Below are 25,673 nucleotides of genomic sequence, written 5' to 3'. Positions count from 1 at the left end.
AGCCGCCGGCCTGTCTGTTTATGCCTTGTTTCCGACCCTATTTCAGGCCTTCGCCGGCACGGCTCCCGGAACATCGTCCATGTGGTGCTTTTCATGCACCGGACGCACCAGGAAATTGGAGATCAGGGCAATCACCAGCAACCCGGCCATGGCGTACATGGTCGTGTTATAGAGGCTCGGCGTCGGATCGACCGTACCCGCGGGCGCGATCTCCATCAGCTGGGCGATGGTCACGGTCTTGGCCGCCACCAGCTGGTCGAGCTGGTCGAGACCCGCACCGAACTTCTGGGTGAACGCGGCCGGATCGACCTTGGCAGCCAGTTCCTTGATCGAGCTGTGCAGCGACGCATTGCGCAGCTGTGTGATCGCCAACGGGCCGAGAACGCCGGCCGTGCTCCAGGCCGTCAGCAGTCGGCCATGGATGCCACCGACATATTTGGTGCCGAAGATATCGGCCAGATAGGCCGGGATGGTGGAGAACCCGCCGCCGTACATGGTGAAGATGATCATGGTCGCAGCGTAGAACATGATCAGCCACGTCACCGCCGGGTTCACGCTCACCTGCTGCGCCGCGAACGGGATCGACAGGTAGAGGGCGATGCCCAGGATGAAGAAGCAGTAATAGGTGTTCTTCCGGCCGATATAGTCGGACATGGAGGCCCAGAAGAACCGGCCGACCATGTTGAACACCGAGATCATGAACACGTAGGTCGCGGCAAACGCGGAGTTCACGATCAGCGGCAGGGTCGTGCCGAAGATCTCCGTCATCATGGTCTTGGCGACGCCGATCACGCCGATGCCGGCGGTCACGTTGAAGCAGAGCACGATCCATAGCAGGTAGAACTGCGGCGTCTTCAGGGCCTGATCGATGTGGACATGATTGTCCGTAATCATCTTGCGCGAGGCCGCATCCGCCGTCGGCGGGGTCCAGCCGGCCGGCAGCCAGCCTTCGCGCGGCACCCGGTAGGAGAACGACGCGATCACCATCACGATGAAATAGACGACACCGAGCGTGAAGAAGGTGCCGGCCGCCCCGGTGTTGCCGGTGCTGACCACGTAGACGCCTTCCTGCAGCGGCACCGGCGCCGCCGCCACCTGCTTGGCGCCAGCGATGACCACTTCGACGAGCTGGCCGTTGACCTCGGCCATGCGCTTTCCGCCTTCGGTGACCAGGTTCACGGCCCCTTCGGCGCCGAGAAACTGCGGTGCCTTGTAGAACAGGCCGAGCAGGTACTCCTTGATCGGCGTTGCGATCATCGCGCCGCCGCCGAAGCCCATGATCGCCATGCCGGTCGCCATGCCGCGCCGGTCCGGGAACCAGCGGATCAGGGTGGACACGGGCGAGACGTAGCCGAGGCCCAGACCGCAACCGCCGATCACCCCGTAGCCGAGGTAAACCAGCCAGAGCTGGTGGGTCATGATGCCGAGGCCGCCGATGATGAAACCGCCGCCCCAGCAAAAGGCCGCCACCACGCCGACCATGCGCGGGCCGACGTCTTCCAGCCACTTGCCGCCGAAGGCAGCCGCAAGGCCGAGAAAGACGATGGCGACGGAGAAGATCCAGACGACAGACGACAGGTTCCAGTCGCCGGACGATGCAGCCACCACGCCAAATTGCTTGGTCAGCGCCGGGTTGAAGATGCTCCATGCGTAGACGGAGCCGATACAAAGGTGAATGGCAATGGATGCTGGCGGAACCTTCCAGCGGTTGAAACCGTCCTCAGCGACGATGTGTTCCTTTTTCAGCCGATCAAACATGCACTTTTTTCCTCCCATGCACGGTTTGTCGGGCATTTGTCCGGCCGGACCATGCGCTTGCGCGCAGCCCACTCCCCCGGCGGTGACTTCAAAAGCCCCGATGCCCCTGCTGCCGGACACGCGGACTTCGGTCAGGCCTCCTCGCCTGCCGAACCGCACATATCCGGGCAGCGCCGATGTATGAGCAAGATCGACGCCAAACGGATTTTCCTTTAACTTTCAATTCATTATGTTTTAGCTACACAAGGCAATGGACATTTCGTCCACAAATGCATGCAATCCGGCATGGACGGGTGGACATTTTGTCCAGGCGAGTGCCTGAGCTCGCTGATCTCCCGTCATTCCAGACAAGTGAGGCGCAGACGAACGCTGATCTGGAATCCTGAAATCAGTCGCGCCATAGGCGCGTCCTCAAACCGGCAGCCAAATGGTGAAGGTGGTGCCCTTTCTCGGCACACTGTCGACCTGGATGTTGCCGCCCTGGCGGGTGACCAGGGTTTCGGTGATCGACAGGCCCAGGCCCGTGCCCTGACGGGTCTTGGTGGTGTAGAAGGGATCGAAGATCCGGGCGACCACATCCGCCGGCATGCCGATGCCGGTGTCGCTGATGATGACGGTGACACCCTCCGCGCCGTCGCTGTCCTCGTCACGCGACGACAGGGTCAGCCGGCCGCCATCGGGCATAGCGTGGATCGCGTTGACGATAAGGTTGATCAGGATCTGCTGCAGTTCGGTGCGGTTCATGAGCACTGTGCGGGTAGCCTGGCTGTCGCGGATCACGTCGATCTCGGTCTTGCGCAACAGGTGGCGGACAAGCGGGATGCAGTCAGAGATCACCTCGTCCGGAGCCTGCCGGTCGGCGTAGCCGGCATATTCGTCCGGCTTGGCGAATTGCAGGAGCTTCATGACGATCTGGTTGATGCGATCCACCTGTTCGTCGATAAGCTTCATCTCTGTCGCCGCTGCATCCGCCTTCTCCCCAAGCACCATGCGCAGCACCTCCAGATTGCCCTGGATAACCGCAATCGGATTGTTGATCTCGTGGGCGACACCTGCGGTGATCTCCCCGATCGCTGCGAGCTTCTCCGACATGATGAGCTGTTTGGTCCGCTCCTCGAGCTGCCGGTTCGCCATTTGCAGATCCTGCGTGCGCTCCTCGACGCGGGTGTTCAGTTCCTCGTTCCAGGTGCGAAGCTGCCGGTCCCGTTCCTGGACCTGGTCGAGCAGGTCGTCCAGATGACCGGCGACACGGGCGATCTCGTCGCTGTCGCCGGTCGCCCCGGTCCGGGCGCCGAGGTCGCCGTGCTCGACGCGGCCGATGGTGTCGGTCATTCGCTCCAGCGGTTCGAACACGCCGCGAGCCCAGCGCAGGAACAGAGGCACACTGCCGGCGGTCACCACCAGAAAGCCGACCACGAGGGCCGCGATGGTACCTACCTTGGCCGCCATGAACGGGGCTTCGAGAAAGCCCACATAGAGCATGCCGACCCGTGCGCCGCGGCTGTCGATAATCGGCTCATAGGCGGAGATGTACCAGTCGTTGACCACGAAGGCTCTATCGAGCCAGGTCCGACCTTCGTCGAGGACCCGCTTGCGCACCGCCGCCGACACCCGGGTCCCCAGCGCCCTGCGGTTTTCAAACAGGCGCACATTGGTGCTGACGCGCACATCGTCCAGAAACAGGGTCGCGGTCCCCTGGCTGCCCTCCGGCAGGCTGGCCTGGCGGTAGACCAGATCGTTGATGGTGTCGATGAAGACCAGGTTCTGGTTGAGCAGCAGCCCGCCCACCAGCGCCGCCGGCGGCACACCGGGCAAATCAACCGGACTTGCCGTGTGCACGATCATGCCCCGGTTCTCAAACCTGCGGTCACTGGGAACCGCATTGGGAGTGGGGATGAGTTCCAGTTTCGCCCGCTCCGCAAGGTCAGAAGATATGGCGGCAAGATCGTCGGGACCGAAGATATCGACGCCTGTTGCCGGCGTTCCGGCCATCGCCTTGGCAATGATCGGCCAATCCCTTGAAAGCGGCGGCCGCGCAGCTTCGGGCGAGGCTGCCTGAACCTCGCCGTTGCCGCGGACCAGATAGAGGAAATCGAGCCCCATCTCCCGGCGCCGCCGCTCCAGGAGACCGGAGAGTGCGTCCGGGTCGCTTCGTCCGACCAGGTCGCGGAATTCAGCGGAACGGCCGAGGGCATCGATCTTCTCCCCGGAGTGTTCCAGGATGCGAGAGAAATACTGATGGGCAATGGTCAGGTCACCGTTGACCTTGGTCTTCAACAGGCTGTCGAACTTGGTGTTCCATCGCACCATCGCCCAGCCGAGAAACAGGGGAAGCACCACCAGCGTCGGAAGAAGGGCGATGGCGAGCAGCCGCACGCGGACCGACAGCCGGCCCCGGCGCGGCTTGACCTGCCGCTGCGGTGCGGACGCATCCGCACTGAATTGGCCCATCTTAGACATGCCAGGCGGCGAGCTTGCGGTCGATGGTCTTGCGCGCGATGCCGAGGCGGCGCGCCGCCTCCGCCCGGTTGCCGCCGCTCTGGTCGAGAACGATCAGGATGTGACGCTTTTCCACGTCCTCCAGCGTTTCGCTGTCGGCCGTTTCCGGCCGGTCCTGTCCGCGGAATTCCTCCGGAAACCGGCCGAGGATCAGCGAGCGCTCGATCATGTTGCGCAGCTCGCGCACATTGCCCGGCCAGTCATAGGCAAGCAGTCCTGCGACCACGTCCTCGCCCATGGGCACCGGCGGCATGCCGAGCTGTTTTGCAAGCTTCTGCATGAAGAGTGCGGCCAGTTCCTCGATGTCGGAGCCCCGCTCCCGCAGCGGCGGCATTTCGAGCTGCAGCACGTTGATACGATAGAAGAGATCGGCTCGGAACCGTCCGGCGTCCACCGCCGCCTTCAGGTCCGCATTGGTGGCGAAGACGAAGCGCAGGTCCACCGGCACCTCGCGTTCAGACCCCACCGGGCGGACCCGTCGGTCCTCGATGGCGCGCAGAAGCTTGCTTTGCAGGGCGAGGGGCAGGTCGCCGATCTCATCCAGGAACAGCGTGCCGCCCTGGGCATGCATGAACAACCCGTCGCGCGCCGCTCCGGCCCCGGTAAAGGCACCCTTCAGGTGGCCGAACAGTTCCGCCTCGATCATGTCGCTCGGGATCGCCGCGCAGTTGACCGGCACGAACGGCTTGTCGGCCCGCTCGGACAGCTCATGGACGGAGCGGGCGGCAACCTCCTTGCCCGTGCCGGACTCACCCGTAATCAGAACCGACGTCGGCAGCGGCGCGACCCGGGCGATGGTTTCGCGAATTTGGGAAATCTGCCGGGAATGGCCGATCAGCTTGTCCCTGAGCAGCAGGTGGTCGGAGGTCGCCTGCAACTGGTGGCGCAGAAGCTGGTTTTCCCGGAACAGGGTGGAACGGTCCAGGCACCGGGCCACGGCATTGAGCAACTGGTTGGACCGGAACGGCTTCAGGATGAAATCCATAGCGCCGGCCCTCAGCGCCCCGATTGCGGTTTCAAGATCCGCGTAGGCCGTCATCAGGATCGCATCGGCGAAGAAACCGATCCGGCGCTGCTCGGCAAGCCATTCCACACCGTTCTTGCCCGGCATGATATTGTCGAGGATCACCACGTCATAGTGATGGGCATCGAGTTTGGCCGAGGCTTCGCCGGTGTCGCCTGCCTCATCGACCGTCCGGCAATAAGGCTGAAGCGTGCGGACGAGAAAATTCCGCATGCCCGGTTCGTCGTCGACGATCAGGATCGCGGCCCGTTCCAGCCAGGGTCCGAATTCCGGTTCACGATGGTGTTCGATGGATCTGGTCGCAGACCGGCCTCCCATCCTGCCCCTCCCACAATGCTGATTTTCTTAGCTTATTTCGGGCCATATGAGGAAATTTCTCAGGTTTTCGCAAGAAAAATCAGTCTTTCTGCCTGTTTTTCGGAAAGACCGCCCAAATCTGCCCCTGCGTCAGTAATGGTCGCCCGGTCTGCGCAAAACGAATGCAACCCACGGAAATTCAAAATAGAAATGTAAACCGGGTATGATCCGGAAGACGGCATCAAACGATTGCCGTGACTGGGGAAAGAAACTAAACAGTCCCCACGCAAAAAGCTGGCCCAAACGAAAGACTCGAAAAAGGGGGCGCCGCTCTTGATGGCCGAGACCGACACGACAAACGACGCCGCCGAACTGGACGAACTTTCGAAAAAGTTCTTCACTACGAAACAGGTGGCTTCGCTGCTTCATGTCCGGGAACGCAAGATCTATGAGCTTGCCTCGGCCGGCGAGATCCCCGGCACCCGGGCGCTCGGGAAATGGCTGTTCGACCGCAACGCGATCTATTCCTGGCTGAAGGGCCACGGCACGATCTCCGGTGCGACCGCCCCCGTCCATGCACCCAACGTCATCCTCGGCAGCCACGATCCGCTGCTGGAATGGGCGCTGAGAGAATCCAACTCCGGCCTGGCCACCTTCATGGACGGCAGCATCGACGGCCTGGAGCGCTTTGCCCGGACCGAGGGAATTGCCGCGGGCCTGCATATCTTCGACCCCGGAACTAAAAGCTGGAACGTGCCGGCCCTCCTGCCGGCCATGGACAGTGAACCGGTTGCGCTGGTCGAGTGGGCCTGGCGCGAGCGCGGCATCCTGGTTCCCGCCGGAAACCCGAAGGCGATCCAGACGCTGAAGGACCTCTCGGGCAAAACGGTGGTTCCGCGCCAGGAAAAGGCGGGCAGCCAGGTGCTGCTCACCCAGTATCTGGGGGAGATCTTCCCCAAGGGCCACGACATCAGCTTTGTGCGCCCGGCCCGGTCGGAAAGCGATGCGGCCCTTGCGGTTGCGGACGGCCAGGCGGATGCCGCCTTCGGCCTGAAATGCAGCGCCCATCAGTACCGGCTGGACTTCGTGCCGGTCGTCCGGGAGCGGTTCGACATCCTGCTGCGCCGGCGCGAATGGTTCGACCCGCCCCTGCAAAAGCTGTTCACCTTCGCACGGACCGCCGATTTCCGCGACAAGGCAGCCGCTCTGACCGGGTACGACATATCCGGCCTGGGCCAGGTTCATTTCAACGGCGCCTGACCGACCGAACCTGCGTCGCATTATCTGCTGAAATTACGTGTTTTTACGCTTTTTTCTCGTGCGACCGTAAATTCCTGCGCTATAGTCGGTTCATGTTCAAGCTGGCCGAAGATATCGCGACGATCGGTCCGGACGCCTCCGCGTACCGGACTAAGACGGTCGTCTGGAACAGCGGCCAGGCGGCGGACGGCATGCGCGCGATCCCCGAGGAAACCGCTATCGCGCTCACCTTCAACGGCACCACGCATGCGGTCATGATGGCCACACCCAACGACCTGGAGGACTTCGCCTACGGCTTCAGCCTGACCGAGGGCCAGATCGAAACCTGCGACCAGATCCGCTCCGTCGACATCTCCGTGGAAGACAAGGGGATCGACGTGCGCATCTGGCTCGACGGTTCGGCCACCCGGCAGTTCCTCGACCGCCGCCGGCGGATCGCAGGCCCGACCGGCTGCGGGTTATGCGGCGTTGAAAGCCTTGCCGATGCGGTGCCCGTGCCGAAGCGGGTCGCGGGCGGAAACACCTTCCAGGCGGAAGCCATCCTCGGCGCCCAGCAGGTCCTGTTCGATGCCCAGACCCTGCATGCGGAAACCAGCGCAGTTCATGCCGCCGGCTACTGGGAACCGGACGCCGGCCTCGTCGAAATCCGCGAGGACGTCGGCCGCCACAATGCCCTCGACAAGCTCGCCGGCGCCCTTGCCCGGCAAAGACGACCCGCCCATGACGGCATCATCCTGCTGACGAGCCGGGTCTCGGTGGAAATGGTCCAGAAGGCGGCCGCCATAGGCACCCCCGTCCTCGTCGCCGTCTCCGCCCCCACGGCGCTCGCCGTCCGCACCGCCGAAGCGGCCGGGATCACCATCGTCGCGGTCGCGCGGAACAACGCCTTCGAGGTGTTCTCGCATGCGGATCGGGTGGTGGTGTAAGTTCCTACAGACGGACTGCAAATATGTATCCGTTACCGCTGATTTCATCTCTCACAAAAACCGCACGGAGTGACTGGAAAATACCGTTCGGGACGACCGGTCGGTGTTGACGAGCGTGTAGCCGGCCGCGGCGGCGATGAGCCCCATGCACAGGACGGCTGCCAGGAACACTTTCATGAGACATCTCCGGGTTTGAGGACGGTCATTCGGCCGGCTGCGGCGCGCCTCCGGAACCGGAGGTCTTGTGGATGTCCGCCTCGTGCTCCTCCACCCAGATCGAATGGTGTTCCTTCGCCCAGTTGAGGTCGACCTCGCCGGAGCCCATGGCATCGAACGCCCCTTCCATGCCGATGGAGCCGATGTAGATGTGGGCCAGGATCACGCAGATCATGAAGACAGCCATGATCGAATGCCACAGCGAGTTAAGCTGCTGCTCCTGCAGCGCGGTCAGCGCCGCCGGCAGATCCGTGCCGAAGATCAGGTTGACCTTGGCAAAGGTGCCGGCAAAGAAATGGGTGGTGAACGGGAACAAGAGCGCCCAGCCCGACAGGGAGAGAGACACGCCGCAGATGATCACGAGCCAGAAGATCACCTTCTGGCCGGCGTTGAACTTCTTCGCCGGCGGATGCAGCTTTTTCGAAAAGATGCCGCCGCCCTGGAGGATCCACTTGATGTCGGTCCGGTCCGGCAGGTTATGGCGCACCCACATGATGAAGATCATCGCCAGCCCCGCCATGAAGGCGAAGGCGAGATAGTTGTGCAGGTACTTGCCCATCTGCGAGATGAAGCCGAAGATGCTGTCGCTGAGTATCGGCTTGAGCACATAGCGTCCATAGAGGACATTCAACCCGGTCAGGCCGAGGATGACGAATGAGACGGCGGTCATCCAGTGGCCAAAGCGTTCCACGGCCTTGAAGCGGGTGATGGTCCGGTCGGACTTGCCGTGCTCGATCCGGATACGGCCCCGGATGGCGTAGAACAGGCCGAGGAGGACGATGGTGCCGAGCAGCGCCCAGCTGGCATAGAGCGCCAGCGGTCCGTTGCGAAACGAGCGCCAGGCCTCGCCTTCCGACTGGACCAGGGTTCCGGCCTTCTTGTCGGGAATGGAGACATTGCCCTGAAGGCCGTGGCGCACCGCGCGCCAGTAGTCGGAATCCGAGGTGGTGCCCAGCGTGTCGCCCGGAACCGCGCCGCCGACCGGCGTTTCCGTCGAAGCCGCGTTCGGCGCGCGCGACGTCTGAGCCGCGGCCGGATCGCCGGCGAGCGCGAAGACGACCAGGCTCAAGGCGAGAAAGGCCCTTAACAAAACTCCATTCGGCGCGGTCCGGGTCATTGCATCCTCCGTTTCGGCAAGCGTCTAGTCGGCCCGTTGCAGCAGCCCGCGCTGGCGCAGGGCGCTGTCCGTTCCCGGAGGCAGGGGCGTATCGGCCTTGCCCTGATAGACGCCTTTTTCCAGCTTGATCTGATGCGGGGCCTCCCGCTCGCCGCTCATGAGCAGCACCGCAAGGGCGGCTGCCGCCACACCAAGGCCGATCGCTGCACCGACTACGCGTTTTCCTGTCGCCATTTCCTGTCCGTCCCGGGCGCTGCCATTTCAAAAAGTTTCCAATCTTCCCCGGGCCGCCGCTTCTCCGGAAACGACGATAGGGGCTAAACAACGGTTCTCCCTGATTATCATCCCCGGCAAGCGAAGCGCGACCGGGGACCCAGTACGCCGTGTCCTCCCGGCTCAAGCTTCCGACCTCACGGAATACTGGGTCCCGGGTCTCACGAACGTTCGCCCTGGATGACAACCGAGGATCGGGCGCCGCCTTTCCCGGCCCTCAACTCCAACAAAGGCGGCATTTGAAGCCGCCTTTGTCCGGTTTGGTTCGGTTTCTCGCCCAGCCTCAGAAGCTGCCGGCTTTCTGGCTGTAGGCGGTGCCCCAGCCCCAGGCGCCGGAGCCGAAGCCACGGGCAACCACGCGCTCGCGATAGACCGCGGAGACCACATCGCCGTCGCCGGCGAGCAGGGCCTTGGTGGAGCACATTTCCGCGCACAGAGGCAGCTTGCCTTCCGCAAGACGGTTACGGCCGTATTTCTGGAACTCCGCTGCCGAGCCGTCCTTTTCCGGCCCGCCGGAGCAGAAGGTGCACTTGTCCATCTTGCCGCGCGAGCCGAAGTTGCCCACCTGCGGATACTGCGGCGCGCCGAACGGGCACGCATAGAAGCAGTAGCCGCAGCCGATGCACAGGTCCTTGGAATGCAGCACCACGCCTTCATCGGTGTGGTAGAAGCAATCCACCGGGCACACGGCGGTGCACGGCGCGTCGGAGCAGTGCATGCAGGCCACCGAAATGGACCGCTCGCCCGGCTTGCCGTCGTTGATGGTCACCACCCGGCGCCGGTTGATGCCCCAGGGCACCTCGTTCTCGTTCTTACAGGCCGTGACGCAGGCGTTGCAATCGATGCAGCGCTCGGCGTCACAGAGGAATTTCATCCGTGCCATGGTCTCATTCCCCCCTTACGCTGCCCGGATCCGGCAGATGGATACCTTGTTTTCCTGGATGTTGGTCACGGAGTCGTAGCCGTAGGTCATCATGATGTTGCCGGACTCGCCGACCACATACGGCCCCGTTCCCTCCGGCAGCTTCGCCGCCGTGTCCTTGCCCTCGAACCGGCCCATGAAGTGGTACGGGATCCAAACATTGCCGCGCGCGACCGAGTTGGTTACCTGGGCCTTGACCTCGATGGTGCCGCCTTCCGGCCCCTCGAGCACGACCTTTTGCCCGTCCTTGATGTTGTGGTTGTTGGCATCATAGGGATTGATCTGAGCAAACATGTCCTGCTGCAGTTCGGCGAGCCACGGGTTGGAGAACGACTTGGCGCCGCCGCCCTCGCATTCCACCAGACAGCCCGACGACAGCACCAGCGGGAAGTCCTTGGCGAAGTCCTGCTGCTGGATGCTGGCGTATTTGACCGGCAGGCGGAAACGGCGGGTGTCCGGATAGGTCGGATAGTCGGCCACCAGGTCGCGCCGCGGCGTGTAGAGCGGCTCGCGGTGGATCGGCACCGGATCCGGGAAGGTCCACACCACGGTGCGGGCCTTGGCATTGCCGTAGGGCGCACAGCCGTGTTTGACCGCGACCCGCTGGATACCGCCGGAAAGGTCCGTCTTCCAGTTGACGGCATCGACCTTGTCGCCGCCGATCTTCTGGATGGCCGCCAGTTCCTCAGCCGTCAGGTCCTTGTCCCAGCCGAGGCTCTTCAGCATCGCCATGGTGAATTCCGGGTGGCCATCCTTGATCTCGGCACCGACCGGATAGGACTGGCCCTCCGTGCCGCCTTCGGCAAGCAGCGTGCCGCCGCCCCAGTCCTTCGGCCCCTCGACCCCGAAGCGGGCGCGGAAGCCCATGCCGCCCTCGGCGACCGGGATCGATGGATCGTAGAGGTTCGGCGAACCGGGATGTTTCATCTCGGCGGTACCCCAGCACGGCCAGGGCAGACCGTAATATTCGCCGTCGAGCGGCCCGCCGTTGGCGCGCAGCGTGGTCCGGTCGAAGGTGTGCATGTATTTCATATGCTCCTTCAGCCGTTCTGGCGACTGGCCGGTATAGCCGATGGTCCAGAACCCGCGGTTGATCTCGCGCAGGATATCCTCCACCAGCGGCTCCTCGCCGTTGACCTCGATGTTCTTGAACAGCTCGTCGGCGAAGCCCAGCTTCTTGGCGAAGCGGTACATGATCACGTGGTCGGGCTTGGATTCAAACAGCGGCTCGACCACCTTTTCCCGCCATTGGATCGACCGATTCGACGCGGTCACCGTGCCGTAGGTCTCGAACTGGGACGAGGCCGGCAGCAGGTAGGTGTTGTCGGTGCGCTCGCCCATGATCGCCGACATCGGCACATACGGGTCGACTATCACCAGCAGGTCGAGCTTGGTGAAGGCCTCCTGCTGGCGCGGCAGGCGCGTCAGCGAGTTGACCGAATGGCCCCAGAACACCATGGCCCGCATGTTGTCCGGCTGGTCGATCTCGTCCTTGTTCATCAGGGCGAGTTCGTACCAGCGCGACACCGGCGTGCCGGCGGTCTGCATCAGCTCCTTGGAGGCGAAGCGCTTTTCCAGGTAGTCGTAGTCGACGCCCCAGACCCGTGCCCAGTGGTGCCAGGCGCCCTCCGACAGGCCGTAGTAGGCCGGCAGGGTGTCGCACAGCACGCCCATATCGGTGCAGCCCTGCACGTTGTCGTGGCCGCGGAAAATGTTGGTGCCGCCGCCCGCATGGCCGATGTTGCCGAGCGCAAGCTGCAGGATCGGCATGGCGCGGGTGTTGTTGTTGCCGATGGTGTGCTGGGTCATGCCCAGCGTCCAGGTCAGGCACACCGGCTTGTTGGTCACCAGCGTACGCGCGACCCGGCGCAGCTGCGAGCCCGGCACGCCGGAAACCCGCTCCACCTCTTCCGGGGTCCACTTGCGCACTTCCTCGCGCACATGCTCAATGCCCCAGACCCGGTCGTTGATGTACTGTTTGTCTTCCCAGCCGTTTTCGAAAATGTGCCAGAGCAGGCCCCAGATCACCGGAATGTCGGTGCCCGGGCGCGGCTGGATATGTTCGGTGGCATGGGCTGCAGTGCGCGTGAAGCGCGGATCGACCACGATATAGGGCGCGTGGTTGCGCTCCTTCGCCTGCAGGATATGCAGCATGGACACCGGATGCGCCTCGGCCGGATTGCCGCCGAAGGTGATAATGCACCGGGAATTGTGCATATCGTTGAAGGAATTGGTCATCGCGCCGTAGCCCCAGGTGTTGGCCACACCTGCAACCGTCGACGAGTGACAGATCCGCGCCTGGTGATCGACGTTATTCGATCCCCAGAAGGCGGCGAATTTCCGGTAGAGATACCCCTGCTCGTTGGAGACCTTGGCCGACCCGAGCCAGTAGACCGAATCCGGGCCGGATTCCTCGCGGATCTTCAACATCTGGTCGCCGATTTCATCGAGCGCCTGGTCCCAGGAAATCTTCGTCCACTTGCCGCCGACGAGCTTCATCGGATACTTCAGCCGGCGCTCGCCGACCGTCTCGTCGCGGATGGCCGCGCCCTTGGCGCAGTGCCCGCCCACGTTGATCGGATTGTCGAAAGCCGGCTCCTGTCCGACCCAGACACCGCCCTGCACTTCCGCCTTGATGCCGCAGCCGACGGCGCAGAAGGTGCAAACGGAGTTCTTGACCTCGACCTTGTCGTTGCCAGGCGCGGCGGCCTCCGCCTTCTTCACGCTGGCCAGGGGCATGGAAGCAAGGCCAAGCCCTGTCGCAGCCACACCGGAATTGCGCAGAAATGTACGGCGGTTGACGCGGGTTCCGGCAAATTCCGCCAACAGGCGGGACGCCCTGCTTTTCGCAGCGCCGGATCCCGAAACGCGGCCGGTTGATGTTTTCCTCAGCATTGGTTCCACCCTTTGAAATTCGTGTCCTGTCTGAACCGGCTTCCGCTCACATGCGGATGGCGTCGTAATACGCCCGGACATGGTCGGTTTCGCTGTAACCGCCGGCCGTTGCGGATGAGATATCCGCCTCGCTTGCGGACGCGGGACCGGCAACGGCCATGACGGCTGCGGCTCCGCCGCCGGCACCGACCGCGGTCAGGAAACCGCGCCGGCTCACGCTCTCTCTGGTCTTGTGAGAACCGGCAACCTTGCGGTGATCGGGTGTCTTCTGATGATCGGGCATTGGTGTTCCTCTCCTCCTGAGGCCGGTCCTGAACCCGCGGACCAAAACGCCTCCCGCCGCCGCACGGCGGCCTGTTCGCGTCCATTTCCCCTCCAGGAAAGCCCCCCCGACGATGTGACGCGAGCGACTCCCTATCTATGCATTATTATGCGTTTTTACGCATTAGTCGACCTTTTATGTCGTTTCATATGCGTTTTGCGTCTTTTTTGCGTGATTTTAACGGAGAATATCCGGGAAGTTCGTTCAAGGAGCGGCTGTTGCGTCCGAAGCTTCGGCCGAGACCATCTTGAAGGCTTCTTCCTCGAGCGCGAAAAACACGCGCCCGAGCTGGGCGACCGCCATGTAGAAGCGCGAGGCTTCCGCCGCCTCCAGATCTGAGAAGAACCGCCCGGTCCAGGGCCGGATGTGCCGTTCGAAGAACGTCGCCTGCCGGGAAAGCCGGCGCGGGGCTTCGCCGAAGGCGCCGACGATCATGCCGGTCATGATCTCGCACAGGGTGGCGACATGATCTTCCGGCTCGGTGACGTTCTCCCGTCGGGCGATGCCGATGCGGGCGAGATCGATGCGCAACTCGGCCAGCGCCCGGCCGAAAAGCTGATCGTTCACATAATAGGAGGCGTAGGGCATCAGCCTGGGCGCGGGAATCCCCAGAAACAGGTCCGCGTATTCGTCCGTAAGAACCTTGAGATCGGATTTCGCGGCAACCGCCGCCACACCGCCCAGGGCCTTGCCCAGATCCGTGTCATCGGCCTCCAGTCCCGCCAGGCTGACGATAATCTCTTCGGAAGGCGGCGAGGACAGCAGACAGGCGAGAAGCTGGTAGATCTCCGCCCGGCCCATTTCCTCATCCGGCAGACTGCTGCTGTCGATCGCTGGTTCTTCGGCCTCCACCGTGATCTGGCACTCGGCAATCGAATCCATGTCCCCTCCCCGGGATTTTCTCCGCTATCCGGCCGGACGGCCCGGCCCTTGGCTTTTTATCGGGCGGTTCAGCCTCCGGCAGAATCCGCCCTTCGATCAGACGCTGTTCGTCTGGTGCCTGTTTCAGGCATCCGTCCGGCGTGGCGGCGGCGTCACCGCCTCACCGCCCTCGAAGGGATCGATCTGCTCGCTTGCTGCAGCGCCTTCCCGCCCGTCGTCCTGTGTTTCGGCGATGGGCGCCGGCGCCGGCGCCGTCGCCTGTGCCGGTCCCGGCCGAGCCTGGGCCGCCGCCTGCCGCCGCGCCTCCCGTTCCCGGGAACGCAGATCGGATACGTTCAGCCGCTTTGCCCCGCGTGCGAGATCCTCCGCCGACTGGGCGGCGATCTCCTTCATTTCGCTGATGGTGTAATCGAGATCGTAGTCGTTGAGACCGTCCACATTCGCCAGCACGGGATTGGAGGTCCAAAGCTTGCGCAGGGCCATCCGGTGCAGATGCTCGGGAACATTCTTCTGCAGGAAGGCGGAAAAGTCCGACCCGTAGGACAGGCTGTCGATATCCGGCAGGTCTTCTTCGCTCAGCATCCGCTCGCCGTCCGCAGATGCGCGCCCCTCATCCGTTGCGGACACGGTTTCTTCATGCGCAAGATCCTCGGCAGCCGCCGCGGACATGTCTTCTCCGGTTGGTTCTGGCGGAAGTTCGGCAGGCGCGCTTACGGAAACCGCATCTTCCAGCAGCTCCGTATCATGCTCCTCCGCCACGGCCGCAGCCCGCTTGCGGCGCGACCAACGCCCCAGGACACCTTCTTTTTCGTTCCCCAAGAGACCATCTCCCTCATGGACCTGGGTGAGGCAATGCACCACCCAAGGAACTCATATAGTGTGCATTTTCATGCTATTATTGATTTTATTTACCCATAATGCATTTAATGGAACAAATTAACAAGGGTGCCTGCCGGCACCTGGACAACCGGACCGTGAAAGACAGTTTTTCCGAATTCCAAAAGCTTTAGTGGAAGCGGTCCAGACAAAACCGGCTCTTCAGACGGTGAAACCGTGACAAAACAGGAAATACAGACGATTTCATCACATGGCCTGGCGGGGATCGTGTTTACGTCAAAGGATGAGATCGACCGCCTGCTCCTGGAGGTGGCCAAAGTGCTTGAACTGTCCGGCCTGAAACTGGCAGGCGTCCTGCAAACATCACAGCCGCAAACGCGAGAACGCGAAAGAAGCGTTTTCCTGCGAGGACTGGGTTCGGATTGGGAAATGCCGGTGCTGCAAAAAAGAGGCATGCACGCGCGCGGCTGCCGGCTGGATTCCCAGGCGATTACCGATATTGCCGGGCGGCTCCTGAACGATCTTCAGGAGAAGCCCGACTTGCTTATCATCAACCGCTTCGGCCGTGCTGAATCGGAGGGCTACGGTTTGCGCCAGGTCCTTGAACAAGCCGTCGGTGATGAAATCCCGGTTCTGATCGGAGTGCGTGAGGATTACCAGGGTCCCTGGGAGCAGTTTCATGGCGGCCTGGGAGACGCCCTGCCCCCGGACCTGCATTCAGTTCTCGCCTGGTGCACAAGTAAGTGCGATTGAAGGCATCGATTATCCTTCAGCCGAAAATACCGCCTTTTGCCTTACTTAAGGCACCCATCCGGAAGCAGCTTTCAGATTACCTTCTAACCACCTACCAATTCAGAGCACCCCTCAACATCCTTCCGGGGACTGGTCGAGCTTCCCCTGGTGGACCCATAACGCATCCCCTTCGCGTGCTCGCGGGAGACCTAGGACTTCGCTTGCCGCGCGCTTCGGCCTGTGTTGGTAATACACAACAACGACGCATACAAAATACATATACAAAACGAGTCTTGATCAGTTTTTATATCATTGATTTTATTAATATTTATTTATCGAACAGAGAGTTCAAATCTCTCCGGCAGCACCATAAACTCTATAACCCGGCACAATGTTTGAAGCGAACTCGGCTCAATTCCCGCCTCCCTTCTTCCCTTCCGCAGCCCAGATGGAGCCGCGGCGGATGATTTCGGTGATTTGCGGGGTCTTCAGGTCATCCAGCTCATGGCCGGCCGAGCAGTAGAAGACCCGGCCCCTGTCCCAGCGCCGTTTCCACACGACGGGAATGACGGTTCCCTCGATCCACCACAGATGATCGCCTGAGAAGGTCGTGGTCGCCAGGACCTCGTTGGAGGGATCGACCAGCATGTAATACTGCTCCGACGTCAGGCGGAAGCTCTTGATGCCGTTCACGATGGGGTCGGCCGGCCTGCAGATCGTGACATCGTAATCGATGTAATCTTCCTTCGGCTGGAGATTATCCGGCCAGCCGGGGGGATGGGCGACGAACTGGCCGCCGATCAGGAAATGATAGGTCGGGCGGTCCCGGAACGCATCGCCCATGTGGCCGTGCCAGCCGGCGATGCCGCAGCCGTTGCCGATGAGCTTCAAAAGGCCGTCTTCCTGGAGCTTGGTCATGTTGCCGAATTCGTCCTTGTGCCCCGACCGGGCAGACGACCAGATCGGCGTGATCAGGTCGACGTCGGCAAGCTCTTCGGGATGTTCCAGCGGCTCCATGGTGTCATAAACGTCGACCTGAAAGCCGTTGTCCTTCAGAAGGGCTTCGTACCAGTCGCTGAATGCCGTCGGGGCGTGGCCTTCCCAGCCGCCGACGAAGAGAACTGCCTTCATGTTTCCGTCTCCAAAGTGTTGTGCGGGCATAGCTAAGGGTTCGGGCTGCCGAAAAGCGCCCGTCGCCAAACCAACCGAAGTTTTATGGATTACGCCGCCTTGTCCGGCGTGATCCCGGAAATGGCCTGGATCAGATTGTCCTCGGTGACCTCGTCGGAGGTGAAGGTCCGCATGATCCGGCCGCTGAACATGGCGACGATCCAGTCGCTGACATGCAGGACTTCCGGCATTTCCGAACTGATCACGATCACCGCATAGCCGTGGGCGGCAAGGTCGCGGATCAGATTGTGGATCTCGGACTTCGAGCCGACGTCGATCCCGCGAGTGGGCTCGTCGACGATGAGCACGCTCGGATGCATCGACAGCCACTTGCCGATGACGATCTTCTGCTGGTTGCCGCCGGACAGGTTGCCGACGAGCTGTTTCCAGCCGGGGGTACGGATATCGAGCCGGTCGCGGTACTGGTCGAAGATCGCGATTTCGGACCCTTCGGCCACGAACGGCCCCGCCTTGAGATCGTCGACCTGCGGCAGGGTCATGTTGTCCCGGCAGTTCATGCCAAGCACCAGCCCCTGCCCCTTGCGATCCTCGGGCACCAGGGAAATGCCCCGGGCGATGGCGTCCGCCGGCGAATGGATCCGGGTTTCCTGGCCTTCCAGATATATCTTCCCCGCGGTCGGTTCACGCAGCCCGAACAGGGTCTCCGCGATCTCGGTGCGGCCTGCGCCGACGAGCCCGTAAAAGCCGACGACCTCGCCGCGGCGCACTTCGAAGCTGATATCCTGGAAAAAGGTTCCGCAGGACAGCCCCTCCACCTTCAGCGCCACATCGCCCAGCTCGTGGTGGATGGCATTGCGCGACAGGTCCAGCTTGCGGCCGATCATCAGCTGGGTGATCTCGTCCTCGTTCGTCTCCGCCGTCTTGAGCGTGCCGCGGTACTGGCCGTCGCGCAGGACGCTGATCCGGTCGGTGATCCTGAAGATCTCCTCCATGCGGTGGGAAATGTAGATGATCCCCACCCCCTGGGCCTTGAGATCGGCGATCACGTCGAAGAGCACCACCTTTTCCGCATCGGTGAGCGAGGCGGTTGGTTCGTCGAAGATCACCGCCTTGGCATCCACGGTCAGCGCGCGGGCGATCTCGACCATCTGCTGGTTGGCGATGGAAAGATCGCCGACCCGGGCCTTGGCGTCGAAGCCGACCCTGAGCTTTTTCAGGATCGCGTTCGTCCGCTCATAGAGCGTCTTCCAGTCGACCCGCCCGAAGCTCTTGCGCGGCAACTCACCCAGATAGATGTTTTCGGCGACGGAAAGTTCTTCCGCCAGGCTGAGTTCCTGGTGGATGAAGACGATGCCCTTGGCCTTGGCCTCGAGCGGCGACGTCATCACCACCGGTTTCTCGTTGACGATGATCCGGCCTTCATCGGGCCGGTGAATGCCGCCGAGGACCTTCATCAGGGTGGACTTGCCGGCGCCGTTTTCGCCCATGAGCGCATGGACTTCGCCGGGCATGACGGAAAACGACACGTTGTCCAGGGCGCGCACGCCGGGAAAGGTCTTGACGATGCCCTCAAGCCGGAGGGCGGGGATGGCTTCGGTCATACCTTCAACTCCTCTTTGCCCTTGATGTTCAGCTGACGGTCCAGGAACAGCACAGCAATCAGGATCAGGCCGATCACCAGGTTCACGGTTTCGGTGTTGGCGCCGATATGGACCAGTCCTTTACGCAGGAGCTGGATGGCGAGCACGCCGCCGAAGGTCGAGATGACCGAACCGGCCCCGCCCGTGATCTTGGTGCCGCCGAGGACGACGGCGGTGATCACCCAGAGTTCGTAGAGTTCGCCGTCATTGGGGTTCACAGACCCGGATTCCGAATAAAACACCACCGCGGAAAGGGCCGCCAGGAAGCCCGTGATCATGAAGTTGATCATCATGTGCGGACCGACCCGGATGCCGGCATTGACCGCCGCTTCCCGGTTGTCGCCGACCGCATAGGCGTTCCGGCCGTGCACGGTCTTTGTCATCAGGAACCAGATGGCTGCGGTCACCGCCAGGAGGAACCAGGTCGGGGTATGCAGCCCGAGGAAATCGGCCTCGGCGAAATCGACTAGCGTCCAGTTCAGATGGGATGTCGGCTGCTCGCCGTTGTACATGAACACCAGGCCGCGATAGCCCAGCATGGAGCCGAGGGTGACAATGAAGGCGTCGACCCCGGTCTTCCAGACGATCAGGCCGTTGAGCGCCCCCAGCACTAGGCCCGTTGCGAGAGCGAGGCCCCACGCGACCGGGATGACAAAGTCGCCGAGCCCGGCAAACACCGGCCAGGTCATGCTGTCGAGCAGCACGATGGCGCTCAAGGCAAATGTCGCCCCGACGCTGAGGTCGATGTTGCGATTGATCATCACGATGGTCATGCCCATGGCGATGATCCCGATGGGTGCGGACTGCTTCAGGAGAAGCAGCATGTTGTCGAGATCCATGAAGGCCTTGTCGCTGAGCGACAGGTACTTGCCCGCGACGCTGAAGAAGATCAGCTCCAGAATGATGAAGCCCCAGATGGCGCCGCGCTTGAGGGCGGTACTGAGTGTTCCCGGTTCCATTTCCGTCCTCCCTCAGGCTATCGGCGACCAGAGCTTGCCGCGCTTGGCCGCGATATCGAGCCAAACCGCAAGAATGATGATGATCCAGGTCACGATGTATTGCGCGTAGAACTGCAGTCCGACGAGCAGAAGTCCGTTCTGGATGAACCCGAGGATCAAGACGCCGATGACGGTCTTGAAGATCGTGCCCGAGCCGCCCATCAGGGACGCGCCGCCGAGGATGACCGCGGCAAGGACCTCCAGCTCCAGCCCCTGCCCCACCGTGTTCTGGCTGCCGAGCGACCGGCTCGCCTGAATGAGGCCCGCCGTCGCCACGCAGAACGACGACATGATGTAACAGGCGAAGACGACCCGGGCCCGGCGGATGCCGGAAAACGTTGCCGCCACTCCGTTGCCGCCGACCGCATAGACCTTCCGGCCGAACGGCGTCTTCGCCAGGACGATGCCCAGAAACGCCGCGAGCAGCGCGAACATCAGGATCGGCACGGGAATGCCGACGATATCCGACTGGCCGAACACGCTGAACCAGGTGCCTTCCTTGTCGGCGATGTCCATGTTCTTGCCGCCGGAATAGATCAGGGTCAGCCCGTGGATCGCGGACAGCATTCCAAGGGTAACGATCAGCGAGTTGAGCTTCAGGTAGCCGACGAGAAAGCCGATGAAGGCGCCGAGGCACAGGGTCATGGCAAACATGGCCGGAATGGCGAGGGACGGTCCGAGCTTGTCATGCAGGTCGAGCACGACGATGGTCGAAAACGACATCATCGAGCCCACCGAAAGGTCCAGGTTGCCGCTGATCACGACAAAGGTGACCCCCAGCGCCATCACCCCGAGGATGGCAGAGGAGCGGATCACACCGGTGATGTTGTCCAGGCCCAGAAAACGGTCATTGGCGATCGTGAACCCGATCATGAACAGGACGAAAGCAATCAGAATACCCTGCCGGGCAAGAAAACCTCCGATATTCGCCTTATTGAGCGACGCCATGACTCCTCCCGAAGATCCGCCGGATCGGCTCGCTCTGCTGCTCGCAATTTCCGACATCCGACCCTCCCAAATCCGATGTTAACTCAAACAAGTACCATGCCGCCGTCGATCATCACGATCTGACCGGTCATGTAGTCGCTGTCCCGCGACGCAAGGAACGTCGTGGTTCCGGTAATGTCTGCCGGCGTCGCGGTGCGTCCCTTCAGAATTCCGGCAGAAAACTCGTCCATGGCCTGGCCCGGCCGCTCGGCAGCGCCGATTTCCATCAGGTCCTGATCGACCTGTTCCCACATCTCGGTGGCCACCACCCCCGGGGCAAACCCGGTGACGGTGATATCGTGCTTGGCGAGATCGCGGGCCCCGGACTGGGTCAGGGAAACCACCGCCCATTTGGATGCGCAATAGGGGGCGACGTTGTCGAAGCCCTGGCGGCTTGCGATCGAGGCCGTGTTGACGATCTTTCCCCCAGTTCCCTGGGCAATCATCTGCCTTGCGGCTTCCTGCATTCCAATCAGGCAACCCAGGCCGTTGACATCCATTATGAAATTCCAGTTTTCCTCGGTCACGTCGAGGAAATTCATCGGCCGGTTGACACCGGCATTGTTGAACTTGACGTCGAGCTTGCCGAATTCAGCGACGGCCTTGTCGATCATCGCCCTGACCTGATCGCGCCGGGTCACGTCGACCGCGGCCCAGGTCACTTTCGCGCCGGATGCGGCGGCACGGTCCCTATTGGCTTCGGCAACGGCTCTGACCTGATCGCCATTGATATCGGCGAAACAGACATCGGCGCCTTCATCCAGCAGCGCCTCGCCAATGGCCCGGCCGATGCCGCGCGCGGCGCCGGTCACGATGCAGGAACGCCCGGACACACGGCCCATGCTTGCCTCCCCAAGTTTTCCTGTTTTTTTCAAGATCGCCCGGGCGCGGGCTTTCAACCCGCGCCCGGCTGGTCACGCCCTGGGAGATCAGAAGACCGGCTTGGAGAACTCTTTCATGTTGTCCTGGGTGATCTTCGGGGTGTCGAAGTAGTTCAGGAACGGCACGTCCTTGCCGGAGAGCACATCGACAGCGGTCTGGAGGGCCGCTTCGGCGTCATCGACCGGCGACTGGTAGATCGATCCCCAGTATTCGCCGCGCTCCATGGCTTCGTATCCGACGGCAAAGTTGGTCGCGCCGACGAAGATGATGCCGTCCCGGCCGGCCGCCTTGGCGGCATTCAGAGCTCCGACGCCCATGTTGTCGTCACCGGCATAGACACCGTCGATATGGTCGTATTTCACCAGGAAGGCTTCCATGACCTTCTGCGACTTCTCACGATTCCAGTCCCCCGGCTGCGTCTCCATCAGCGTCACCTTCGGGCAGACTTCCGGCAGGCGGTCCTCGAAACCCTTGGCCCGTTCGATCGCCGTGGTGTAGCCCGGCTGACCGGAGATCTGGACGATCTTGGCCTTGTCCTCGATGCCCATGGCCTTGAACTTGTCACACATGATTTCCGCCGCGCGGGAGCCTTGCGTGATGTTGTCCGGCCCGGAGAAGGACTTGACGAATTCAAAGCCCGGCTCGGCGATGTTGGAATTGGTGACGATGACCGGAATGCCGGCCTTGTAGGCCTTGCGAACCGCGGGAATGACCGCCTCGCCGTTGGTCGGCCAGATGATGATGGCATCGACTTCCTGCTGGATCAGGTCTTCCATCTGCGCGATCTGACGCGCGACGTCGCCGCCCGCATCCAGAACGACGGTTTCGACGTCCGGATTTGCGTCCGCCGCCTTGATGAAGGCCTTTTCATAGGTGGTCTGGTAGCTGTCGACGCCGACATTGTTCTGCGTGATGCCGATTTTCATCGTTTCGGCGAACGCGGTCCCGGCGACAGTCATAGCCGCGAGCGCGGTCGTGGCCGCAAGAAGCGTGCGAAGCTTGGTGTGCATTCTGTTTCCTCCCATAGCAGCCCTGTATAGGGCCTGAATTCGCGTACTGAAACTCCTCCGGTTTCAGCAACTCCGCTCAAGTCGGAGCGTGCGACCTAATCTGAGTGCGTAGCGAAATGCTTTCGCCCCCGAAAATATCCACTTTCGATATTTTTTGATCCATTATGGATATTTCAGACGTTCATGCGGCGATGGCATTCGCGCATTCTTCAGGGAGGCATCCAATGCCGATACGAAAAACATCCGAAACGGACAATTTCAGCGATGCGACCTCACAATATCTGCCGCGGGGGGCATCGATGAACACGCATCAGGGAGGACTAGGCACGGAAGCGACCCGTCTGACGCCGGAAGCCAAAACGGAAATTCTCCAGGTTCTATCCTTTTCGGAGAATTTCGACGAAGAGCTCGACGGACTGATGGAGATCGCCGTTCCGAACGCCTACTTTAAAATGTCGGTCTATCTCGTCAAACGACATCTTGAAGCAAAGACCGTCACGCCGACGTCTCTCATCGGCGCGTCCGGCGTCCCCTATGCCACGGCGAGCAGGCGCATGCGGGAGATGATCGAGGCCGGCCTGATCGAGCAGCGGCCGAGAACGTCGACCGGAAAGAGTTTCTCCCTTCACCCGAGCGCGGAAATGCTCGAGGCCTGGACGCAGTTCGCCGGGCGCATCAAACGCCTGGCCCGCCAGAGTTTCGGCACGCTGGATCGCTCGGCGGAAGCCGATGACTATTACTTCGGCGGGTCCTACCTGGCGGCCCAGACGATCCAGCCGCCCCAGGTCCTGCAGGAACCTCTGAAACTGGCAGGCGGACTGCGGGTTCTGGTTCACGGCGATCCGACCTTCATGGTCATGCATGCTTTGAAACGGCAGTTCGAACAGGTCATCGGCTGCCCGATCCATCAGCGCGCCTTTTCCATCGACCGGCTGCACGAAGAAGCCCTGAAGAACGCTCAACGCCCGACCAGCCGCTATGACGTGATCGCCCTGGACCTGCCCTGGGTCGGCGAATTCGCCGAAAACGGATACCTGAAACCGCTCGACGAGGTGCTGGACCTGGACCGGCTGCATCCGAGCGATTTTCACACCGCCGGCTGGCAGGCCGCCCATTGGGGCGGACGCCCCTATGGGGTGCCCTCGCAAACGACGCCCGAGTTGCTGTTTTATCGCAAGGACCTGTTCGCCGAGGCCGGCCTCGAACCGCCGGCAACGACCGAAAGTCTGCTGAAGGCGGCCGCAAAGCTGCATGATCCGGTCCAGGGCCGTTACGGTATTGCCTGGAATGCCGCCCGCGGCACCGCGCTCGGCCATACCTTCATGATGACCCTGGCCGATTTCGGCCAGCCGATCCTGGACCTGCCGCCGCAGGCCGGGGGCTTCGACGCCAGCCACCTGGCATCGGACAGCTATCGCCCCCGGATCGATACGGACAAGGGGCTTGAGGCGGCGGAATACCTGATGGCCCTGCTGCAGTATTCCCCGCCCGATATCCTGTCCATGTCCTGGTACGAGCGGGTGCGCCCGTTTGCCAACGGCAAGGTCTCCATGGCCTACGGCTATACGCTGCTGGCGCCCTATTTCGAGCAGAACCCGAGCTGTGCCGCCTATGGCAAGGTCGGCTACCTGCCCCATCCGGCCGGGCCCGGAGGGTCGCAGATCGCGACCGTCGGCGGCTATCTTCTGGCCATCCCGGCCAACATCGCTCCGGAACGGCTGGATGCAGCCGTCGAAGCGCTGATCGCCTTCACCTCGCCGGAAGCCCAGAAGCTCTACGTGGAAAACGGCAGCCGGACCAATCCGCGCTATTCCGTCGGCGCCGACCCGGAAGTGCGCCGCCTGTCACCCATTTTCGAAGCCATCGACGCCATGTCCTGGCGCGACGAACTTCAGTTCTGGCCCCGCCCGCCGATCCCGGAGATCAGTCAGATCATCCGGATCTGCGGTGAAGAATTCCACGACATGCTGCGGGGCATCCAGTCACCGAAATCCGCTCTTCAAGCGGCACAGAACCGCGCCGACCAGGTCTTGCGGGAGGCGGGAAAACTTTAACGGGAGGAAACCATGGACCCCAATCGTCTCAAGGGAAAAAACATTCTGATCACCGGTGCCGCGCGCGGCATGGGAGCGACCAATGCGGAACATTTCGCCGAACAGGGCGCGAATGTCTGCCTGGGCGATATCGATCCCGACGAGGCGCAGAAAGTTGCCGACCGCATCAACGAGCGCGGCAACGGCAAGGCGATTGCGGTCAAGATGGACGTGACCAAACGCGAAGACAATGCCGCGGCCGTGGCTGCGACGGTCGATGCCTTCGGAAGCATCAATGTCGGCCTGTTCAATGCCGGCCTGAACAAGCCCCGCTTCTTCATGGATATCGATGAGGACAACTGGGACCTGATCATGGACGTGAACACCAAGGCGATGTGGCTCGGCATGCAGGAAACCGCACGCCAGATGATCGCCCAGGGTCCGCAGGAACGCCCGTACAAGATCATCAATGTCGGCTCCATCGCCTCGCGCAAGCCGCTGATCGACGTGACCGTCTACTGCACCTCGAAATACGGCTGCCTGGCGCTGACCCATTGCGGGGCCGTGGCGCTCGCCGAACACAACATCACCGTCAACGGCTATGCCCCTGGCGTCGTCGTCACTCCGCTCTGGGAACAGCTCGACAAGGACCTGGTCGAGATCGGCTTCAAGGAACGGGCCGGCCAGGCCTACGAGGACATCACCGAGAACGAACTGGTGATCAAGCGCGTGTCCTACCCGGACGACATCAAGGGAACGGCGGCCTTTCTGGCAAGCAACGACAGCGATTACATGACCGGCCAGATGCTCCACATCGATGGCGGCTGGTGCATCCAGTAACGCGCAAGAACACCGCAAGAAACGTATGAGACGGGTGCGCGTTGGCGCATCCGAAGGAGGCATCCATGAACCGTGCACTGACACCGAACATTCTGACGCCGCAGGATCTTGAGCAGCACTGGCGCTGGGAGGGGCGTTTGCCCGCGTGGGGACACACGTCGGTGGATTTCGAGCGTCGTGTCGATCACGACC

The 25,673-nt window shown here is 62.2% G+C and carries 22 protein-coding genes; 5 read left to right on the top strand and 17 right to left on the bottom strand.

What is annotated here, in order from left to right:
• Positions 1 to 42: 42 nt before the first annotated feature.
• The 3 genes from HK439_RS24515 to HK439_RS24505 all read right to left on the bottom strand — a co-directional run bounded on the left by HK439_RS24515 (position 43) and on the right by HK439_RS24505 (position 5,599).
• The gene (locus HK439_RS24515) at positions 43 to 1,758 is read right to left on the bottom strand and encodes an OFA family MFS transporter (RefSeq protein ID WP_190294130.1); all 1,716 of its coding nucleotides are present in this window, start codon (positions 1,756 to 1,758) and stop codon (positions 43 to 45) included.
• A gap of 411 nt (positions 1,759 to 2,169) precedes the next feature.
• Positions 2,170 to 4,209, bottom strand: coding sequence for a sensor histidine kinase (locus tag HK439_RS24510; protein WP_190294129.1), 2,040 nt, complete (start codon positions 4,207 to 4,209; stop codon positions 2,170 to 2,172).
• A 1-nt stretch (position 4,210) separates the two neighbouring features.
• Positions 4,211 to 5,599 (bottom strand): sigma-54-dependent transcriptional regulator, encoded by a 1,389-nt coding sequence (locus HK439_RS24505; RefSeq protein WP_190294128.1) that lies wholly within the window; start codon positions 5,597 to 5,599, stop codon positions 4,211 to 4,213.
• A 315-nt stretch (positions 5,600 to 5,914) separates the two neighbouring features.
• On the opposite strand from HK439_RS24505, the gene HK439_RS24500 reads away from it, so the two are divergent.
• Positions 5,915 to 6,838, top strand: coding sequence for a helix-turn-helix transcriptional regulator (locus tag HK439_RS24500; RefSeq protein ID WP_190294127.1), 924 nt, complete (start codon positions 5,915 to 5,917; stop codon positions 6,836 to 6,838).
• Positions 6,839 to 7,029: 191 nt separating this feature from the next.
• Positions 7,030 to 7,764, top strand: a complete 735-nt coding sequence (gene fdhD / locus HK439_RS24495; RefSeq protein ID WP_235988099.1) for a formate dehydrogenase accessory sulfurtransferase FdhD — start codon at positions 7,030 to 7,032, stop codon at positions 7,762 to 7,764.
• A gap of 51 nt (positions 7,765 to 7,815) precedes the next feature.
• On the opposite strand, the gene HK439_RS27190 is transcribed toward fdhD, so the two are convergent.
• From HK439_RS27190 to HK439_RS24460, 8 genes are all read right to left on the bottom strand, one after another.
• The gene (locus HK439_RS27190; RefSeq protein ID WP_268956966.1) at positions 7,816 to 7,941 is read right to left on the bottom strand and encodes a hypothetical protein; all 126 of its coding nucleotides are present in this window, start codon (positions 7,939 to 7,941) and stop codon (positions 7,816 to 7,818) included.
• Between the two features lie 25 nt (positions 7,942 to 7,966).
• Positions 7,967 to 9,097: a formate dehydrogenase subunit gamma gene (locus HK439_RS24490; protein ID WP_190294125.1), complete on the bottom strand. Its 1,131-nt coding sequence runs from the start codon at positions 9,095 to 9,097 to the stop codon at positions 7,967 to 7,969.
• Positions 9,098 to 9,121: 24 nt separating this feature from the next.
• The gene (locus HK439_RS24485; protein ID WP_190294124.1) at positions 9,122 to 9,331 is read right to left on the bottom strand and encodes a hypothetical protein; all 210 of its coding nucleotides are present in this window, start codon (positions 9,329 to 9,331) and stop codon (positions 9,122 to 9,124) included.
• A gap of 322 nt (positions 9,332 to 9,653) precedes the next feature.
• Complete coding sequence (gene fdh3B, locus HK439_RS24480) at positions 9,654 to 10,253, bottom strand: formate dehydrogenase FDH3 subunit beta (protein WP_190294123.1); 600 nt, start codon at positions 10,251 to 10,253, stop codon at positions 9,654 to 9,656.
• Positions 10,254 to 10,268: 15 nt separating this feature from the next.
• Positions 10,269 to 13,187, bottom strand: a complete 2,919-nt coding sequence (locus HK439_RS24475; protein WP_190294122.1) for a molybdopterin-dependent oxidoreductase — start codon at positions 13,185 to 13,187, stop codon at positions 10,269 to 10,271.
• Between the two features lie 46 nt (positions 13,188 to 13,233).
• Positions 13,234 to 13,470 carry a twin-arginine translocation signal domain-containing protein gene (locus HK439_RS24470; protein WP_190294121.1) on the bottom strand — a complete coding sequence of 79 codons (237 nt, stop codon included), beginning with the start codon at positions 13,468 to 13,470 and terminating at the stop codon, positions 13,234 to 13,236.
• A 243-nt stretch (positions 13,471 to 13,713) separates the two neighbouring features.
• Positions 13,714 to 14,391 carry a TorD/DmsD family molecular chaperone gene (locus HK439_RS24465; RefSeq protein WP_190294120.1) on the bottom strand — a complete coding sequence of 226 codons (678 nt, stop codon included), beginning with the start codon at positions 14,389 to 14,391 and terminating at the stop codon, positions 13,714 to 13,716.
• Positions 14,392 to 14,514: 123 nt separating this feature from the next.
• The gene (locus tag HK439_RS24460) at positions 14,515 to 15,210 is read right to left on the bottom strand and encodes a DUF3306 domain-containing protein (protein ID WP_190294119.1); all 696 of its coding nucleotides are present in this window, start codon (positions 15,208 to 15,210) and stop codon (positions 14,515 to 14,517) included.
• 234 nt (positions 15,211 to 15,444) lie between these two features.
• Here HK439_RS24460 and HK439_RS24455 point away from each other — a divergent pair, with 234 nt between their 5' ends.
• A complete protein-coding gene (locus HK439_RS24455; protein ID WP_190294118.1) occupies positions 15,445 to 15,981 on the top strand; it encodes a DUF2478 domain-containing protein in 537 nt (178 codons plus the stop codon).
• Positions 15,982 to 16,371: 390 nt separating this feature from the next.
• Here the strand turns inward: HK439_RS24455 and HK439_RS24450 are convergent, their stop codons facing one another.
• The 6 genes from HK439_RS24450 to HK439_RS24425 all read right to left on the bottom strand — a co-directional run bounded on the left by HK439_RS24450 (position 16,372) and on the right by HK439_RS24425 (position 22,608).
• The gene (locus HK439_RS24450) at positions 16,372 to 17,091 is read right to left on the bottom strand and encodes a ThuA domain-containing protein (protein WP_190294117.1); all 720 of its coding nucleotides are present in this window, start codon (positions 17,089 to 17,091) and stop codon (positions 16,372 to 16,374) included.
• Between the two features lie 89 nt (positions 17,092 to 17,180).
• A complete protein-coding gene (locus HK439_RS24445; protein ID WP_190294116.1) occupies positions 17,181 to 18,692 on the bottom strand; it encodes a sugar ABC transporter ATP-binding protein in 1,512 nt (503 codons plus the stop codon).
• On the bottom strand, positions 18,689 to 19,690 hold the full coding sequence (locus tag HK439_RS24440; RefSeq protein WP_190294115.1) for an ABC transporter permease: 1,002 nt from the start codon (positions 19,688 to 19,690) through the stop codon (positions 18,689 to 18,691). The genes HK439_RS24445 and HK439_RS24440 overlap by 4 nt, the downstream gene beginning before the upstream one ends.
• A 12-nt stretch (positions 19,691 to 19,702) precedes the next feature.
• Complete coding sequence (locus tag HK439_RS24435; RefSeq protein ID WP_190294114.1) at positions 19,703 to 20,677, bottom strand: ABC transporter permease; 975 nt, start codon at positions 20,675 to 20,677, stop codon at positions 19,703 to 19,705.
• Between the two features lie 83 nt (positions 20,678 to 20,760).
• Positions 20,761 to 21,558 carry an SDR family NAD(P)-dependent oxidoreductase gene (locus HK439_RS24430; RefSeq protein WP_190294113.1) on the bottom strand — a complete coding sequence of 266 codons (798 nt, stop codon included), beginning with the start codon at positions 21,556 to 21,558 and terminating at the stop codon, positions 20,761 to 20,763.
• An 87-nt stretch (positions 21,559 to 21,645) separates the two neighbouring features.
• Positions 21,646 to 22,608 carry a sugar ABC transporter substrate-binding protein gene (locus HK439_RS24425; protein WP_190294112.1) on the bottom strand — a complete coding sequence of 321 codons (963 nt, stop codon included), beginning with the start codon at positions 22,606 to 22,608 and terminating at the stop codon, positions 21,646 to 21,648.
• 299 nt (positions 22,609 to 22,907) lie between these two features.
• Here HK439_RS24425 and HK439_RS24420 point away from each other — a divergent pair, with 299 nt between their 5' ends.
• Together HK439_RS24420 and HK439_RS24415 are read left to right on the top strand one after the other, a co-directional pair.
• Positions 22,908 to 24,662 carry an extracellular solute-binding protein gene (locus tag HK439_RS24420; protein ID WP_235988097.1) on the top strand — a complete coding sequence of 585 codons (1,755 nt, stop codon included), beginning with the start codon at positions 22,908 to 22,910 and terminating at the stop codon, positions 24,660 to 24,662.
• Between the two features lie 12 nt (positions 24,663 to 24,674).
• Complete coding sequence (locus tag HK439_RS24415) at positions 24,675 to 25,481, top strand: SDR family NAD(P)-dependent oxidoreductase (protein WP_190294110.1); 807 nt, start codon at positions 24,675 to 24,677, stop codon at positions 25,479 to 25,481.
• The last annotated feature ends 192 nt before the right edge of the window (positions 25,482 to 25,673 follow it).

Source organism: Roseibium aggregatum, from assembly GCF_014692675.1.
In the GTDB taxonomy this organism is placed as follows: Bacteria; Pseudomonadota; Alphaproteobacteria; order Rhizobiales; family Stappiaceae; genus Roseibium; species Roseibium aggregatum_C.
Note: the sequence above shows the minus strand (reverse complement) of the source record. Positions and strands in the feature narration are given on the sequence as shown.